The 18,007-nt window shown below is 42.9% G+C and carries 15 protein-coding genes; 6 read left to right on the forward strand and 9 right to left on the reverse strand.

All coding sequences use genetic code 11. The annotated features are described in order from the left end of the window. Nucleotides 1-405: 405 nt before the first annotated feature. The 3 genes from CWD77_RS15255 to CWD77_RS15265 all read right to left on the reverse strand — a co-directional run bounded on the left by CWD77_RS15255 (nt 406) and on the right by CWD77_RS15265 (nt 3,265). The gene (locus tag CWD77_RS15255) at nt 406-1,797 is read right to left on the reverse strand and encodes an alpha/beta hydrolase (protein ID WP_133120249.1); all 1,392 of its coding nucleotides are present in this window, start codon (nt 1,795-1,797) and stop codon (nt 406-408) included. Between the two features lie 97 nt (nt 1,798-1,894). After that, on the reverse strand, nt 1,895-2,455 hold the full coding sequence (locus tag CWD77_RS15260; RefSeq protein WP_101074474.1) for a superoxide dismutase family protein: 561 nt from the start codon (nt 2,453-2,455) through the stop codon (nt 1,895-1,897). Between the two features lie 54 nt (nt 2,456-2,509). Beyond that, nucleotides 2,510-3,265: an alpha/beta hydrolase family protein gene (locus tag CWD77_RS15265; protein ID WP_101074475.1), complete on the reverse strand. Its 756-nt coding sequence runs from the start codon at nt 3,263-3,265 to the stop codon at nt 2,510-2,512. A gap of 168 nt (nt 3,266-3,433) precedes the next feature. Between CWD77_RS15265 and CWD77_RS15270 the strand changes: the two genes are divergently transcribed. The 5 genes from CWD77_RS15270 to CWD77_RS15290 all read left to right on the forward strand — a co-directional run bounded on the left by CWD77_RS15270 (nt 3,434) and on the right by CWD77_RS15290 (nt 9,933). Then, nucleotides 3,434-5,917 carry a zinc-dependent metalloprotease gene (locus tag CWD77_RS15270; RefSeq protein WP_101074476.1) on the forward strand — a complete coding sequence of 828 codons (2,484 nt, stop codon included), beginning with the start codon at nt 3,434-3,436 and terminating at the stop codon, nt 5,915-5,917. A 221-nt stretch (nt 5,918-6,138) separates the two neighbouring features. Continuing rightward, nucleotides 6,139-6,801, forward strand: coding sequence for a hypothetical protein (locus CWD77_RS15275; RefSeq protein ID WP_133120250.1), 663 nt, complete (start codon nt 6,139-6,141; stop codon nt 6,799-6,801). A gap of 378 nt (nt 6,802-7,179) precedes the next feature. Then, nucleotides 7,180-8,202 carry a peroxiredoxin family protein gene (locus CWD77_RS15280; protein WP_101074478.1) on the forward strand — a complete coding sequence of 341 codons (1,023 nt, stop codon included), beginning with the start codon at nt 7,180-7,182 and terminating at the stop codon, nt 8,200-8,202. 324 nt (nt 8,203-8,526) lie between these two features. Next, nucleotides 8,527-9,405, forward strand: coding sequence for a TlpA family protein disulfide reductase (locus tag CWD77_RS15285; protein ID WP_101074479.1), 879 nt, complete (start codon nt 8,527-8,529; stop codon nt 9,403-9,405). Nucleotides 9,406-9,429: 24 nt separating this feature from the next. Further along, a complete protein-coding gene (locus tag CWD77_RS15290; RefSeq protein ID WP_101074480.1) occupies nt 9,430-9,933 on the forward strand; it encodes a hypothetical protein in 504 nt (167 codons plus the stop codon). A gap of 66 nt (nt 9,934-9,999) precedes the next feature. Here the strand turns inward: CWD77_RS15290 and CWD77_RS15295 are convergent, their stop codons facing one another. From CWD77_RS15295 to CWD77_RS15310, 4 genes are read right to left on the reverse strand one after another with little or no spacing between them, the layout of a single operon-like run. Then, nucleotides 10,000-10,689: a toxin-antitoxin system YwqK family antitoxin gene (locus CWD77_RS15295; protein WP_101074481.1), complete on the reverse strand. Its 690-nt coding sequence runs from the start codon at nt 10,687-10,689 to the stop codon at nt 10,000-10,002. Nucleotides 10,690-10,695: 6 nt separating this feature from the next. Then, the gene (locus CWD77_RS15300) at nt 10,696-12,198 is read right to left on the reverse strand and encodes a M56 family metallopeptidase (RefSeq protein WP_101074482.1); all 1,503 of its coding nucleotides are present in this window, start codon (nt 12,196-12,198) and stop codon (nt 10,696-10,698) included. Nucleotides 12,199-12,251: 53 nt separating this feature from the next. Then, nucleotides 12,252-14,027: a M56 family metallopeptidase gene (locus CWD77_RS15305; RefSeq protein WP_101074483.1), complete on the reverse strand. Its 1,776-nt coding sequence runs from the start codon at nt 14,025-14,027 to the stop codon at nt 12,252-12,254. Beyond that, complete coding sequence (locus tag CWD77_RS15310; RefSeq protein WP_101074484.1) at nt 14,024-14,395, reverse strand: BlaI/MecI/CopY family transcriptional regulator; 372 nt, start codon at nt 14,393-14,395, stop codon at nt 14,024-14,026. The genes CWD77_RS15305 and CWD77_RS15310 overlap by 4 nt, the downstream gene beginning before the upstream one ends. Nucleotides 14,396-14,663: 268 nt before the next feature. On the opposite strand from CWD77_RS15310, the gene CWD77_RS15315 reads away from it, so the two are divergent. Further along, nucleotides 14,664-16,274, forward strand: coding sequence for a bifunctional aminoglycoside phosphotransferase/ATP-binding protein (locus CWD77_RS15315; RefSeq protein WP_101074485.1), 1,611 nt, complete (start codon nt 14,664-14,666; stop codon nt 16,272-16,274). Between the two features lie 159 nt (nt 16,275-16,433). Here CWD77_RS15315 and CWD77_RS15320 read toward each other — a convergent pair whose 3' ends face one another. Both CWD77_RS15320 and CWD77_RS15325 read right to left on the reverse strand, forming a co-directional pair. Then, entirely contained in the window at nt 16,434-16,904 is a 471-nt protein-coding gene (locus CWD77_RS15320) for a fasciclin domain-containing protein (RefSeq protein WP_420821215.1), read from the reverse strand. A 295-nt stretch (nt 16,905-17,199) separates the two neighbouring features. Beyond that, the gene (locus CWD77_RS15325; RefSeq protein ID WP_276307531.1) at nt 17,200-17,859 is read right to left on the reverse strand and encodes a protein-L-isoaspartate(D-aspartate) O-methyltransferase; all 660 of its coding nucleotides are present in this window, start codon (nt 17,857-17,859) and stop codon (nt 17,200-17,202) included. Nucleotides 17,860-18,007: the final 148 nt, after the last annotated feature.

An 18,007-nucleotide genomic window follows, 5' to 3' on the forward strand; every position in this document is an offset into this window, starting at 1 on the left:
CAAAGAATCAGCCTTACACTTACCCATCTGACCACAGGAAGTGGACTGATGGGATCATCACACTTATGCGCCGGCAGGCGCATTTCGTTTGTAAAAACAGGTGAGACACATCAACCCACTGCTCCGGAGTGAGCAGTACGTTAATACTTTGTGTACAAAGAGAAGTAGCGCACCTCCGGCGCGCTGGTGATTAAACACTGATCAGAGTTTACAAAGTTGCCGCTCCATCCGGAGCGGGTTAAAGAGTCAGAGCCAGAATTGAATTAATCGACGTAACCATGCGGAGCGGGCTGATAAAGCAACGTATAGTTAGCGATCTGAAGAAGATTGCCGTTTTAATCAATTTAGCCACGAGAACTCATAAATAATCTCCTGCGCACTTAGCGTCCCTACGGTAAACAGAAATTAAAGTGAGTTAAGCCACTCAATCATGGCTTCCACAAAACCGGGAGCAAACTCTTTTTCGAGCATACCGTACTCGCTGGGCAGGCCGCTATTGGCCAGCTGAAACAGGTGATTGGCCGATTCAATTTCCACAATTTGCATCAGAAGCTCAGCCTCATCCCGTAACTGCTCCGCTTTTTCACGGTTTGGCCCTAAAATAACCTGCGTGTCTTTCTCACCAAAAAGTGCCAGCATCGGAATATCCAGATTTGAAATATCATTCTCCGGATTGTACTCAATAAACGACTTAAACCACTCGGTTTTTGCAGCCGCCAGCTGTCGATTGATCTGGCTTCGAATAAACGAATTCATATCGCCCAAAGCTTCACGCTGCTCTTCAGGCAGTTCATTGATTTGCGCTTCCAGCCGATCATACAGATCCTGCTCCACATCATCCCAGTCGTCCTCATTTCGGATGACTTCATAAATCCTCTCCTGAAACTCCAGATTCTGCTCCACAACCTCTTCCGCAATACCCTGGGATTCAGAAATTGCTTTGATCTGATGGTTAATCACCTCATCACCCGGTAGAAATGGAGATCCCATCAAAATTACACCATCTACATTTTTGTTAACCGCCGAAATAACAGAAACCAAACCTCCCTGGCTATGACCCAATAAAATGGTTTTTGTGATCTGATCAGGGTACTCATCCTCAAGGTGAACAAGGATATCCAGCAAGTCGTCAGATAAATCAAAAAGAGTGGCGTCTGTTTCACCGGTAGAGCGGCCTACTCCCCGGTCATCATACCGGAATGATGAGTAACCGTTTTTAGAAAGGGAATCTGCAATTTGAGCAAAAATTTTAAATCCCGCTACGGTTTCATCCCTGTCCTGCGATCCGGAGCCGGTCAACAGAATAACAATGGGCGCCGGTTCATCAGCGAGTTGCAGAGTACCACTTACTTGACCTGCCCGGGTTTGGATGATAATCTCCTCACCGCCGGCTAAATTTCTTTCATTTACTTGGTTCCCCTCTCTCTTTTTAATTGAAAAGGGATAACTCATATCCATCTGCTCAAATGTACCTGAAATCGTTCCGGCGTCCCGGTTCCACTCGCCCTTAAATGTTGCCGGCCCTGTGCCTGTTTGAAATTGAAAAAGAAGAGAGTCCCCATTCATCCGGGTAAACTCAACCGGTAAGTTGTACGCGTTTTGTTGCGGAATATCGATGGTACCGTCCAATTCTCCATCCAGAAAACTGAATGTAAAATTAGTGGTAAGATTCTGTCCCGTAATCTGAATAGTACCTTCCCAATTACCGGCAACTTCCTGATAATTTTGTGCGGTAACAGATTGAGCAAATGGAATTCCCAAAAAAAATAGAGTAATAGCAACGAATAGATTTTTCATATTCGGAATGTAATAAAAAAAGAATACTCCTTTATAATAAAAAACCCCGCTCAAAGGCGAGGTTTAAAGTTTTTTACAGATTAAAGCTGATCTTCTCTCAGTAATCCGGATTGGCAACTCCAATTACGCCGCATGACAGACGAGCGCCTGCATCGCCGGTAGGTTGAGACTCCAGATCATCCTCACCCGCGTGGACAATTACACCGCGTCCCATGATGGAAGTCATCCCTGATAGTTGAAGTCTGGGATCTACAAAGTCAACATTGGCGTTTCCATCTTCATCAGATTCCAGATTTCCGAGATCTCCGACATGACGAACATCATCATCCGGTCCGCCATGCTCCATCTCTTCAGGATTGAAGTGTCCCGCAGCAGATGTTCCGTCATCCGCCCGGCAATCACCAAATTCATGAATATGAAATCCGTGCATTGAATTTGCTTCAAGTCCGCTAATTGATGCTTCTACCCGAACTCCTTCATCCGTCTGTGTAAATACTACAGTTCCTTCAGCGCTATTCCCCTCCGTAGCGTGAAGTACGGCCACAGCTTTATCTTCTGATTGTGTCTGATATTCCATTTCCACTTCTTCTTGTTCTTGCTCCGCGCAAGAGGCAAAAAGAAACAGTGCCATAAGCGCTATTGATATATATTTCATCATAATTTTGAGATAGTTTTATTTTGTGTGATTTGTATGGTTGAATTGTACAAAAAATCATAGATAAATGGATGACCATTCAGCAATCATTGAACCTGCATACCGGCTGTAGGTCTCTTCCATGAGCAGGTGATCTGCTTCGTGCATTGACAGAAAACTTTTGGGGTGTTTCGCAGTTTTATAGATATGAGCCGCATTATCAATGCCTACGGTATCATCCAGCGGGGAATGCATCACCATCAATGCCCGGTCCAGCTCCAGAATGTATTTATCCATTTTCGACTTTTCCAGATCATCCAAAAACTGCTTTTTTATTCGAAATGGCCGTCCGGCAAGCGTTACAATCGCGGATCCCTCCTGTTCAATCTCGTCGCGTTTTAACTCAAAATGCTTCTCCACATGTTTTGGGTTTGATGGCGCTCCAATAGTAGCCACGGCTTTCACGGATTCTAATCGATGAGCTGCCTGGATTACTGCAGCTCCCCCCAAAGAGTGCCCGATCAATATTGATGGAGAACTCATCTCTTTCTCCATGTATCCCGATGCGGCAATCAAATCATCAACATTTGAACTGAAGTTGGTGTCTTCAAAACTTCCATCACTATCGCCCAATCCTGTAAAGTCGAACCGGAAAACAGCCACCCCTTTTCTGTTTAAGGCTTTCGCAATATTTCCTACAGCCTTCAAATTCTTTGAACAGGTAAAACAGTGAGCAAAAAGCGCGCATGCTTTATGTTCTCCCTCCGGTATATCAATTTTTGCTGCCAGCGTATCACCAAAAGCACCCTGAAATTCTATTTTTTTAGTTTCCATAATTTTAATCGATTGCGTCTTAGCTATTTAGTACAATGATTATTTGATGCTTAGCATTCACTTATTATTTCTTCGAAAAATGTATAATTATCATCATTTTACATTACCGTTGAATATTTTATTTAACTATATATAACACGACTTAACCACCAACTAAAACTACGTTTTATGATCCATTTAGTACAAAAGCTATCAGCATTGATGCTTGCTCTACTTTTGATCGCCGGCTGTGCCAGCACAGATAGCGTTCAAAGTTCTGATGCGCCAAGTGAACGGCCATCCGGAGCGGCAGCTGCATCATCAGACGGCCCCAAGCCTTTCTCCGAAGTGATTAAAGAGAGCTTCGATAAAGATGAGGGACTGTTCAATGTCTACAAAGACAATTCTACTTACTACTACGAAATACCAGACGACATGCTGGAGCGAGAGATGCTTATGGTGTCGCGAATTGCCCGAACGGCAGACGGCATTGCCTATGGCGGTATGAAAAACAATACACAGGTTCTCCGCTGGCAAAAGCGTGATAACAAAATTCTCCTTCGCCGGGTATCATTCAGCAATACGGCAAGTGATACACTTCCCATTTACGAAGCTGTAAGAAACTCAAATTTTGAGCCTATTCTGGCGTCCTTCGATATTGCGGCTATCAATGAAGATTCCACCGGATCTGTTATTGATGTTACCAGCCTCTTTACAACCGATGTTCCTGCTTTAGGTCTGCAACAAGGTAACAGAACACGTTTTCAGGTTCGAAGTGTTGACGGAAGCAGAACCTTTATTGAAGAGATTCGCAGTTTCCCTGAAAATGTGGAAGCACGCCATTTACTGACCTATGTTGCTCAAAATCCTCCGTCCAATTCAGATGCCAATACCATCTCTCTTGAAATTAACCACAGTATGCACCTGCTGCCGGAAGAACCGATGCAGCGACGAGAGCCTGATGCACGTGTTGGATATTTCACTGCCAGCCAGACAGACTTTGGTACAGACGAACATCGTGCAAAACCGGTAAGTCACGTTACCCGATGGAAACTGGTACCTAAAGACAAAGAAGCTTATATGAGAGGCGAACTGGTTGAACCTGAAGAACCGATCATTTTCTACATCGACCCCGCAACTCCGGAAGTTTGGAGAGAGTGGCTGATTAAAGGTGTGGACGACTGGCAGGTAGCTTTTGAGGAAGCCGGTTTTAAAAATGCTATTTACGGTAAAATGGCACCAACGAAGGAAGAAGATCCCGACTTTAGCCTCGAAGATGCACGCTATCCAACCATCCGTTACTTTGCATCGCCAATTCAAAATGCATTTGGCCCGCACGTACACGATCCGCGATCAGGTCAGATTATGACATCAGCCATTGGTTGGTACCACAACGTGATGCGTCTGCTCAGAAACTGGTACTTTATCCAGACGGCAGCCGCCAATCCGGAAGCACGTTCCGTTCAGTTTGATGATGACGTAATGGGCGAACTGATTCGCTTTGTATCGGCTCACGAAGTAGGCCACACACTCGGACTTCCACATAACTTTGGTTCAAGTGCCGCGATTCCTGTAGACTCTTTACGTTCACCAACATACACCGATGAAAACGGTACAGCACCATCCATCATGGACTATGCCCGATTCAACTACATTGCACAGCCCGGTGATGGCGTAACGAACTTCTTCCCACGCGTGGGTCCATACGACAAGTGGGCCGTTAAGTGGGGTTACACCTGGTTTGGAGATACTCCACTCGAAGAACAGAATGAAACCCTTCACGAATGGACGAAAGAGCGTGCCGACGACCCGGTTTACTTTTATGGAGCTCAGACCGGATCAAAAATTGACCCGAGATCACAAAATGAGGATCTGGGTGACAATAGTATGAAAGCCAGTACATACGGAATTGCAAACCTTCAGGTCATTACCGACAACCTGATTGAATGGACAAGCCAGGAAGGTGAAGATTTTGCTGAACTGGACGAACTTTACGGACAAATTCTTGGCCAGTGGAGCCGATACATGGGCCACGTTACACAGAACGTTGGCGGGGTTTACGAAAACGACAAAACCTTCGATCAGGAAGGCGGCGTGTATGAGCCAACTCCGAAAGAGATCCAGAAAGAGGCGATGGACTTCCTGAGAACCCACGCTTTCTCCGATCCTTCATGGGTATTGAACCAGGATATTCTGAGCCGTGTAAACCAGGCGGATTTCGTAGACAACTTCCGCGGACGTCAGGTTTCAGTGCTGAATAATTTGGTGGACCCACAGCGTATTGCACGCCTGATTGAGTACGATAACAGGTCAGATGCAGATGTTTACTCTCCATACGAATTTATGGACGATGTACGCGGTACCATCTGGACCGAGCTCGATAGAAATCGTGAGATCTCAGTTTACAGAAGAAATCTGCAGCGAGCTTACATTGAGCGAATGGAGTATCTGATGACTGAAGAGCTGCCAAGCGTTCCGGCCGCATTCCGTCAGTTTGTAGGATTTACATCCGTTGATGTTAGCCAGTCCGACATTCGTCCGATTGTACGTGAGCAGCTCGAAATTCTTCAGCGCGATATCAATAATACACGAAATAGTGTTAGTGACCGCGCAACCCGAATTCACCTTGCTGACTCCGAAAGGAGAATTGACAACATCCTGAATCCGAACTAAACCGGATCAGAACGTTTCAAAATTTACAGCCCCGAATTGGCACCCGCCGGTTCGGGGTTTTTTATTTTCAGAGTATATCTAGTACCTACAACCTCGTGAGACATTATATAAATAACGTACAATCAATTGCATACACTCACATCTTTATGCTATATATATTTGTATTTTATCTACATTAATTGACTATATCTTATGTACTTACAAACTAAATACACCTAACAATGAAATTGATCTGCCAAATATTCGTCACTGCTCTAATTACATCCATGTTAATGATTTCTCATGTTCAGGCTCAGGAATCAGAAAACTTATTACCACTTCAGGAAGGATCAAGAGCGCTACAGTTTCAAATATCCGAAAACTTTAATCTCGAATCATTTTCCGGATCAGTCTTCTCCTACAAGCGTCAATTGTCAGATCAAAAGGCAACTCGGATTGGGCTGAGTCTCTCTTCTCAATATGCTGTAACGGATTATCCGGATGACATCAACGATCAGAACGACTCAAACATGCAATTTAACCTGGGCTTGAGCTATTCAAGAATGAACTACATTAACCCCGATTCAGAAATCAAGTTTTATTACGGTTACGGTCCGGGTGTCAATTTTGGATTGAACAGAACCGTACAGGATGAAACAAATTCAAAATTAACAAACCGATCTGTTCTCTACGGCATTTCAGGAATCGGCTACGCAGGTGTGGAGTGGTTTTTTCACTCCTCAATGAGTTTACATGCCGAATATCAAAGTTCAATTCGATTAAACCACAGACGTATCAAACAGACGAATGAGCAAAATGCAACAGATAATTCTATCCGAAACAACTCTACAGTATTCAGTTTGGGAGGAGATGGAGTTCAATTTGGGTTATCTGTATACTTTTAGTCTGCAAGGATTATTTGGCAGTTTGATTTAATTATAAAATTGGTCCAATTTTTACTGCCTGATATTATCAATACCGGAAATGCTTCAGGTAATCGACCAACCCGAATTGGCAACCACCGGTTCGGGTTTTTTATTTTCAGGTCTCCCCAATTACTCGGGACTGCGTACCGAGCCGAAGGCGATTCTCACAAAGTGAAAAACACGCAGCAAGTCTCAAGTCTCAAGTCTCAAGTCTCAAGTCTCAAGTCTCAAGTCTCAAAATGGAATTAAACAATAAGTACCTGATTTTCTTGTCGATCTCGCCAAAAATTCTATATTTAGGAATAGTAAACATCAACGAGAGGGGCTTTTGAATACTTCAATTTTAAATGAATAGCCATGAGTCGAATTCTATTAGCAACTGCGATACTACTCTTTACAATTCCATTTCAAACCCTTCTTGGTCAAAGCGCGACTGTTCCGGCAGATTCAACATTTGAAGATTATATGAATCAAGCCTGGGATCAAATTCGAGAGACTGACTTTTCTGACAGCCTGCAAAATGTTTATTCCGTTGAATTTTATAACTACTACAAAGAAAATCCCGACACTGAAACAGGTGAAAAAGCATTTGCACAAGCCTTTTTAATGTGGGGAAATACAGGTAATTCAGAGCATGTAAGTGAAGCGATTCAAAACCTCAGCTACGATTCTGAACTTTGGAGAATGATCGTGTCTCCAATGTCCAACATCTATGCAAGAAATGAAGATTTGAGTTTAACAGACTATTATGAACTGCTGGACTACCTTTCTGAAAAACTGACAGATCCAAACAGTAAATCAGCAGTTTTGCTCTCACTTTTACGAAAAAACTCCAGAGAAGAAGATCATAAAGAGAGAGCCGTTGATTTTGCGCGCGAGATTGTGGAAATAGATGCGAATGAATTTTATGTGACTCAAGCTTTAGGTTATTTACATGAAATTGAGTCGTTAAATATTGGCCAAAAGGCTCCTGATTTTGATCTCCAAACAATAGACGGTGATAAGATTTCACTGGAAAGCCTGGAAGGGCAATATGTAATTCTGGAGTTTTGGGCTACCTGGTGTGGCCCCTGCCTCCCCGAAATTCCACATCTAAAGGAGCTTTATGAATCTTACCATGACAGTGGATTTACCATCATCGGAATTTCTTTAGACAGAGAGGTTAAGACATTAACAGACTTTATTGAAGAGAGAGAAATGGAGTGGCCTCAAATTTATGTAGAGGATGGGTGGACTGGAGACATTTCAAGATTATTCAACGTTTCAGGCATTCCAAGAATGTACCTGCTTGATCCGAATGGTATTATCATCGGGAGGGATCTACGTGGCGAAGAGATGATTTCAAAAGTAGATCAATTAATGGCTGATGCTCAGCAGTAATTAAAGCACCTTTATTGTTGCTCGCTGATTGACGCAGATCGATTCCGCTGAGTCCCACAGATATTCTGCGCTTAACTCCGCGAAAATCTGCGAGAAAGAATGCTAACATTATTTGAATACCTGATTCTCTTGGCGATCTCACGTAAAGTTCTATATTTATCCCTATGAATTAAATTCCCTAAAACGCTGGCCTTTAACTATGAAAAACTGTGGGTAGAACTCGTGGCTTGAAACGGTCGTAGTCTTTCAGTGACTAGTCTAGCAGCCGTATTACTTCACCATTACCGGGCTTACATATTTCCATGACTGAATAAATGATCCTAAATGGTTAAAAAAAATATTTTCAGAATAGTGTCGGGTATTTTCCTATCCATAGCCATCCTGGCTGCGGGATTCTACTTTTTCCTGTTTGCCAATCCTATCCATCTGCATCAAGCCAATCTTCTTAAATGGATCCCAATATTGCTTTGCTTTGGGGCCTTATTTGCAAGCGGGATAATTAATACAGAGACCCCTTCTAAGTACTTGCCTTTACTGTTCATACCCTTTATTGTTTTTGATCTGTTCAACTTCTTTTATTTCCCATTCATCATTGTGTTAATCACTGTCGGTATACTCGCATTGGTCATTTCAAGAACCGAGGTGACCGGATATGTTAAGCTTGCATCCATCCTCCCAGTCTCTGGAATTTTCGTCTACTATTTACTGGCCCAGCCGTTGATTATTGAGCGGGATGGATTTAGGCGTAATATGGAAGGGGAATTGGTAAATGCGACTGTTTTGTGGAATCCTTTGCCGGATGGGCTTCAGGCTCTGCCAAGTCACACCCTGGTTGATGAGAATAACAATGAGTACACCTTAGACAGCGTAACCGGCAAAACTCATTTTATTGCATTTTGGGCAACCTGGTGTGGCCCATGTATTGAGAAAAAACCTTTGTTGGATTCATTGAAGCTAGCCTATCAAGATCAAGTTGAGTTTATTGATATCTCACTTGATGAAGACAGGGATAAATGGCAGGCATTTCTCGAAAAACACGATCCGGCCGGTTTGCAACTCATTTCAAATAACATAAACAAAACCCGAAGGGATCTTAATATCAGTTCTCTTCCCCTCCATTTCATTGTAAACCCTGAAAGGGAATACAAATCATATACATCCTTAGAGCAGGCCGGGGAAGTGCTTAAAACGAGTATTGAATAAATATTTACATCTCTTTTCTAAATTATGGTACGTTGTGCCCTTTCACTTTTCTTGATTTCTGCCATCATATTGATCTCATGCAAGGAAAATGAATCAACACTTGATCATCCAGAGCTTCCCCGTCACAGTTTAAACATCGATGGAGACGTTCAGCTCCAGGCTGAAATCCATTGGATCGACTCAACTCAAACATTGGAAACAAATATCCGGGCAGAAAATGTCTCCGCGGATACGACAGTCATCGAAACCGGATCCTGTGCGTTTCAGATTTTGGCGTATTCTTCAGCCGGCTCCGGGAAAGAACTGATCTGGCACAGTCAAATGCATGAACATTTTGTTTGTTTTGATGAGCTGCTGGTGTATCAAATTCCGCCTGATGAAACGCTCTCTTTTGACAGACAGCAGTACATCAACGGAAACAGCTGGAAGCGGCCGATTCCAAAGGGTGAATGGGAGTTTGAGATTCACGCGAAATCAGAGAACGACGAGGAGATAGTGATTCCTGCGAACCGGTTGGTAATCAGATAGGTTCGGATTGGTTACTTATCATCGGGCGGAATAATGGATATTGCCATGGATATATTCTCATCATATTTATTCGATCTTTTCTACCAACTCTCCATCTTCATAGCGTTCTTGCTCAATGATCTCTCCATCATCATTGTACTTGGTCATTAAGCCGTGATACTCCATTCCTTTCTTATGAGTCATCTCAAATTTAAGTTGTCCATTTGGATGCCACTGTTTAATGGAACCGAGGCCGTCTTCAGTTGTCGGTGATAACCATTCTTCAACTAATAACCCATTTTCGTTGTATTCCTTAATAGTCGCAAATCCATCCCCCACATAATCATACTCATGTCTACCCATCAAACTTCCATCTTCATGGTATGCAGTGGTGCTTTTTAGAACTCCATCATCATATACTGTTTCACTAAACAGGCTGTCATTTTTCACATATCTCATTTTCTGTGTTCCGGTAAATGGAGTACCTGATTTATCAAACATTATACCTGTACCTCTTTCTTCAATTCCTAATTCGTCCGCCCGATCCGGGTTTAAGTAAAGTTCAACATTCGAATACAGGTCATCACTATTTCCGGACATATTTCGCGGATATTCACTCTCATTGGGATTCGTACAGAACATCAACGATAAGCAAAGAACCACAGGGGCTGTAATAATCTTAATTGAAATTGAGCGGTTGCGGGAAATATTCTTTCCCATCATGCGCAGACGTTTGCTAGTAAATTTAAAGTCAATCTTTGAAGTAAACTGTTTCATAGTATTTCATTTAATTTTCTCTATGAGTTCCCCATCATCGTAGCGTTCCTGCTCAGTAATAGCACCATTTTCATCATAAACGGTAGTTAAGCCATGCCTTCCTCCGCCAGGAACCTTCATCTGGAATTCCCATGCCAACTGCCCATTAGGGTGCCATGCTTTATTGATTATTAACGAATCAGTATCAATTTTTTTCAGACTAAGAACCAAGCTATCAGTATGCTGGTCACTATAATACGAAGAGACTGTATTACCGTCTTCATCCAGAGAAGGAATAACTACGGATCTGTATTGATAAGCTCCGGTACTATCATACATGGGAAACTCAGACCGCGTTACTTTCCCATCAACGATGGTTTCTGCGTAGATAACTGAATCTGTTTCGACACTGTATGTATTTCGTTCTCCGGAATACGGCTCTCCCTCAGGGCCGATCAATACACCGGTGCGCTCATCAAGTGGGTGATATAAACCGGTGGGGCCCTCGGATTCCAATTCAACATCAGTATAGGTAGTGGGAGGCAAAGAATCCCATATTTCCTGCATACTCATAGTTTGAGGATAATTGTCTGTTTGCGCTGAAAAAACAATGATCAAGGCTACAGATAATGGAAGGAGAAAAAGCCAAACAGCACCTACTTTTACTTTAGAAATACTTTTTCCCATCATTCGGAGCCGTTTTTTGGTCAGTGAAAAATTTATGTTACTGGTTGTCTTTAATGAGGTTTTCCCGGCACTCACCCGGATCAGCAATTCCTGGTATTCGCTTATGGCTGAGCCGTTTTGTACAACAGCTTCATCGGCCATGAACTCATGGTTGAGTTGAATCGCATGTTTGTAAAGATACATCAGCGGGTTGAACCAAAAGATGACTTTCAGGAATTCGATCAATAGCACATCAAATGAATGAAACTGGCGAACATGAGTGAGTTCATGATCCAGGATCTCAGGTTCAATTTCCCCCAACTCGAACTGTTTCTTTTCCAGGAAAATGTAATCTAAAAATGATTGAGGAGTGATCGGCTCATCCAATAAAACCAGTGTGGCATGATCTGTCTTTTTATGGGTTCCGGCTTTAACTTTATTTCTAATTTCGATCAATCCGGTCACAAATCGGATCAAAAGAAAAAGAGTGATCACTCCATAGATTCCAAATAAAACTTCTAACGGACTTATCGACCAGCTTGGCTCTTCGGTAACAACCGGGGTGCTTTCAGCTTTGGGTAAAGCTTCCTCTGTTTGTTGAGGTACGATCAACGGTTCAACAGATCTGCTTACCGCTTCAGCCGGTGCGTTGACCACGCGTTCCATCTGCTGCATATTTACACCGACCATGGATGTTTCCGGGCCCAGGTCAAAAGAGATCAACGGAGCCGTAAGTCCAAATACCAGGGCAAACAACAAAAAGAACCGGTTGAAGCGGTGCATCTTCTCGTTCTCGAGAAACAGCTTATAAAGCACAAAGAGAAGCCCAAGTAGTAAAGTGGATTTAACTAAATAGATAATCATGACCTCTTACTGTTATTTTTTACCAAAATGGATAAATCAGTTTTTAGATACCATTAATTTTTCTCCGGAGGTACAATCGATAGCTTCATTGGATAGGTCTCCCGGATGGTTTCACTTTCGGAACTGTTCTCTTCCAGATTTGAAAATGCCGTGCCAAACTGAGTTTGTGCAGCCCCATCTCTCATTTCACCGTACGCTGCCCTGATTTCATCCAACAGTTCAGTGAACTGCTCATATGGCGTCTCCGGATCTGTCTTAATTCCTATTACCGCCTGGGATGGACTTGAGGCACTCATTTCAACAAACTGTTTGATATTCTGTCTTACGTCATTCAATTCAGCCGGTTCTTCGTTCATCAGAAGCAAACCCTGACTGTTCATTAAAATCTGCATCAGGTCCCCTTCTTCTACAGGAGAAGGCGGTGCCGGTGGAGCCGGGGGTAACGTCAGATCTGCAGGGCTTTCCAAACGCTTTTCCGGTGATGGTACCAGCGGAGGAGGCGGAGGTGAATTCGGATCATCTGTTTCTACGGCTTGAATCGCTTCATACAGCTCCAATGCTTCATTATACTTTTCATTCAGCGCATCTTCATTTGACGGGTCGGCCTCAATCTCCATATACCGATTGGCTGCTTCCAAAAATTCGTTGGTCACTCTTTCCAACTCATTGCTTGTAGAATAGGAAATCCTGAATGCTTCATAATTTCGAAGCAGGCTTTGTACATCCGTTATAAATGCAAATGGCGCGCCCGGATTCAAGCTTAACTTAACAACACCCGGGCTTTCCGGCAGATCTGACAAATAGCTCTCCAGCTCATCTAAAGTCATCTGATTGCCATTTACAATCAGATCTTCATTTTCCCCTATTTGAATTCTAACCTCATCTACGGTTTCAACTTCGTCTGAAACCTCGGTGGTTGTGGAATCGCAACCCGGCAACAGGGTGATGGCTGCAAGCAGCGGCATGAGTGCCAGGACTTTCAATACGGATCGGAAGGCAGATTTTGATTGTGTCATCATTTGGAGTCGTTTTTTGGTGAGGGAGTAGTTCAGCGTACTCGTCAGACTGTTGACCGGACGAATCAGCATCGTATTTAACAGAATGTTTTGGTACTCTTTCACGCTTTTCCCCTGTGAAAGAACGGCCTCATCGGCCAGAAACTCGTGATTTAACAGAATGGCTTTTTTGTAGAGATAGAGCAACGGGTTAAACCAGAAGAGAATCTTTAAGAATTCGACCAGCAAAATATCCAGGGTATGTTTTTGGCGGGCATGAGTCATCTCATGAATCATCACCTCTTCCGGGATCTCCCCATTCAGATAGCTCTTTTTATTCAAGAAAATTTGATTAAAAAAAGTGTAGGGGACATCATTCTCATTCAGAAGAATAATTTCACAGCCATTCAGTAGTCTCTTGTTATTTCGATCGGCTTTCAGTTGGATTCTGTGCACGATTCGAATCAGGCGAATAAACAGCCCCGCCGAAACAAGCACATAAACCAACAACGCTGTCATCCAAAAAAAATAGACTTGTGAGCCGGATGCTTCATCATGTACCGCCAGAGATTCTGCGTCAACATTCATCCATTCACCGTCAAGCGCTATGAAGCTGCCGGATTCCTGACTTTTCGATTGATCAAACAATGTCAGTTCGCTGATAGGCATATCAATGAATCCTACCGGAATCAGAGGAATCGTAAAGGAGAAAAGCAGACTGAAGATCAAAAATCCCCGGTTCACCTTGTGCATCTTCTCTTTTTCCAGGAACAGGTGGTAGAAAAGAAGGAGCACTCCCAGGCTTATCGCAGAGTATATCAGGTAGATAATCATTTCTTCCTCCGCTCCAGTTCTTGCTCAACAATGTCCTGCAGCTCCTTGAGCTGATCTTCCGTCAAGTCGGTTTCCCTCGTAAAAAATGAAGCAAAGGTAGATGGAGAATCATCAAAATACTTTCGGATCAGTCCTTTCAGGTGACGCGAAAAGTAGTCCGATTTTTTTACGGTAGGATAGTACCGGCGAGATCGACCCATCTGTTCATAGTCGATATACCCTTTATCCTTCATTCTCTTCAGCAGCGTGGCAACCGTAGTATTTGCCGGTTTCGGCTCCGGATACATCTCAAGCAGCTCATTCATGAACGCCTTTTTTCGTTTCCAGATATACTGCATTAACTGCTCTTCAGATTTGGATAGCTTCATAGTTCTACATGTTTAGAGGTTTCTCTACAATTGTAGAATTAAAATCCAAAAGATGCAACACCTTTTTTAATTTGCTGCTAAGATTTAAATATAAACTCATGGCAGAGAATGGATTATTACTATTTTTAATCCCCCTCCCGAACTAAACGTTGTTACTGCCTGGGATTTTTTGGAATTTGTTCAAACAGAGTACAGAGTTTATCACCGTTTCAACCGCAGTGCATCAGAGAGTTGGTTCATCATAAATTTAGGATAGACTGATAAAATCATGAGCAAATCTAACAGTGAATCAGAATCCAGAAATAGCTTGTGGGAGTTCCTGGAGAATCGTGAGGTCTACCCTCATAAACCCGAACGTGTTAAGCATATCCAGACGCACATATCCCATGTGTTTATTGCTCCGCCTTTTGTTTATAAAATTAAAAAATCTATCGATTTCGGTTTTCTGGACTACAGTACCCTTGAGAAACGTAAACACTATTGTGAACGGGAAGTGGCGCTGAACCGGAGACTTTGCTCCGATATTTATCTGGGAGTCATCCCGATTTCAAAAAAGGAGAATACGTTTACTTTCAATTCAGATAATCCGGATGAGGTCGTTGAGTATGCCGTAAAAATGAAAATGCTTGATGAGGAGTATTTCCTCTACTCATATATCGAAAATGGTTCCCTGACCAACCAACATCTGGACCGGGTTGCGGATAAACTGGCGAAGTTCTATCTGCAGCAGGAACCGAAAGATGATGTTCTTCAGTATGGTGAAATTGAACAGATCCGGTTCAACACCGATGAAAACTTTGAGCAAACCGAATCTTACATCGGAAAGACGATTGAAAATGAAGAGTATCAGGCGATCAAATATTTTACCGATCAATATTTTGAAAAGAATCAGTCTCTTTTTAACCGGCGAGTGACTCAGAAACGAATCGTAGACGGGCACGGAGATTTGCACCTCGAACATATTCATATCAGGCCCGAAAGCATCTGTATTTATGATTGTATAGAGTTTAACGAGAGGTTTCGGTGTGGCGACCTTGCAGCAGATCTGGCCTATCTTGCCATGGATCTGGATTTTCAGGAGTGCCGGAATGAGAGCCGCTATTTCGTTGAGCAGATGGCTCAGAAACTGGATGATCCTGACCTCTCAAAAATGATCGATTTTTATAAATGCTACCGTGGCTATGTAAAAGGAAAGGTAAAGAGCCTTCAAAGCGGCGGGGAAGAGAATTCACCAAAAAAGAAAAAACAGCTCCAAAAAATAGCTAACGATTATTTTCATCTCTCCCTGCGATATGCCCTTCTGGGTTCCCATCCTGTACTTCTCATTTTCATGGGCCGGATTGGAACAGGCAAGAGTACGCTAGCTGAGCACCTGGCAAATATTCTGAAGATCGATTATTTCTCATCCGATCGTATTCGTAAAACCCTTGCCGGCCTTCCGTTGTACAAGCGTCCGGATTCATCTGCACGCGAAAAACTTTATTCGGCAGAGATGTCTCAAAAAACATACCGGCAGCTTTTTAAGAAGATCAACACACATCTGGGGTCCGGGAAAAGCGCCATCCTCGATGCAACATTCAGCCTGCGATCACAACGAAAAGAGTTCGAAAATCATCTTGAATCCATACAGGCCAATTATCTGTTCATTGAAGCTCAGGCTTCAGACGAAACCATTCTTGACCGCTTGAAAACCAGGGAGACAGAGAAGGATACGGTTTCTGACGCCCGCTTGGAGGATTTTGAAATGCTCACCGGCAAATATGAATCACCCAAGGAGCTCTCTGAAAGCCATTTGATCAGTGTGAGCACGAAAAATCGTCTGCCCGAAACTCTTGAAAATCTCTACAAAAAGCTCGTTGATCATCATCTGCGACGATAATCCGGAAAAAGACCATTGTTTCTATCCGATTGGGTGAGGGGAAAAACACTTAGAATCAGTTGTGTGAGAAGGTGTATGAACATGCAAATATCCGGACATAAAAAAGCCCGGCTTTATTCAAACCGGGCCCATCAATCAAAACAAATTGTTAACTAAAAATCAGTAACCTGATTCCTCTTCCGGTGGAAGAATTACAGCATCAATCACGTGAATAACACCGTTAGATGCTTCAATATCTGCAGAAACTACATTTGCGTCGTTTACTTTAGCACCTGCATCACTGAGTGTAATGGTTACTTCAGAACCTTCAACAGTTTCTGCCATCATTCCATCGCTCAGATCACCAGACATTACTTCACCGGCAATAACGTGGTAGGTCAGGATTTCAACAAGCTGATCCCGGTTTTCCGGCATCAACAGGCTCTCCAGCGTTCCGTCAGGAAGTGCATCGAAAGCAGCATTCGTTGGAGCAAATACCGTAAACGGTCCATCTCCTTTCAAAACATCTGTCAACTCTGCAGCCTGAATAGCGGCAAAAAGTGTTGAGAGGTCTTCTGTATCTTCAGCCATGCTTACAATGTCATGGTGGTTGTGGTCAGCATCCGATACGCTGTATGGTGCCATCGCCATATAGGAGATTGCCAATACAAGCATCAGTAAAATTTTTAAGGTCTTCATAATTGTTGTTCTATTTTATTGGGGTTAAGGATCTGATATAACTAAAATTGTTATCAGAATGGTTATTTAACAGAACAACTCAGCGTATACGTTCCTGAAAACAGTTCCACCTGTAGTGGGCCTAAATAATCCCATACTACATTGGACTTCAGTGGGTTAAACGCCCCAAAATTTGGATTGACAAAAGATTAGATCTAGAAAAACTGTAGAAATTAAATGTGAATTGAGAACAAACGGAGATTAATTCTCAATCCCACCCCTTTTCACCAATCAAAGGAACAAATTTGAAGTGGCTTAATCTCTCCTCTTTAAAGTCATTTTCACCTGTTCGGGTAATCCGGATCATCACCTGACTTTTCTGATCTCCCACAGGTACTACCAGCTTCCCTCCAATATTGAGCTGCTGTTTGAGATCTTCGGGTACAACCGGAGCTCCTGCCGTAACAACAATTCCATCATACGGTGCATAGGCACTCCACCCGAGTGTGCCATCACCTAATTTCAAATGCGGGCGGTACCCCAGCTTTTGTAATGTCTCTTTTGCATTCTGATAAAGTTTTTCATGACGTTCCACACTGTAAACATCTGCCCCCATTTGACAAAGAATAGCTGCCTGGTAACCTGACCCGGTTCCGATTTCCAATATTTTATCCCCTTTTTCTACTTCAAGTAGTTCGGTTTGAGCCGCGACCGTATATGGCTGAGAGATGGTTTGCCCATTTCCGATTGGAAGTGCGGAATCCTCGTATGCCCGATTTTCAAAAGCTGTATCCACAAAAACATGTCTTGGAACGGACTGGACAGCCTGAAGAACATTCTTGTCCTTAATTCCTTTTTCTTCAATAATTTTTACCAGCTTCGCCATCCGGCGACTGAATCGTTTGTGAGATCTATTACCCTTTGTCAATGAAAAATCCGTTTAATATACCCGATTGTTGATGAATCCTAAATATATCACCATTTTCTCCTTCTAACATATCAAAATATGCAATGAGTATCGACTCGTACTGTTAAAGTGTCCATTGACCTGAAAATTCGAGCATTCAAATCTCCTT

Origin of the sequence: Rhodohalobacter barkolensis, from assembly GCF_002834295.1 — a bacterium.
GTDB lineage: Bacteria > Bacteroidota > Rhodothermia > Balneolales > Balneolaceae > Rhodohalobacter > Rhodohalobacter barkolensis.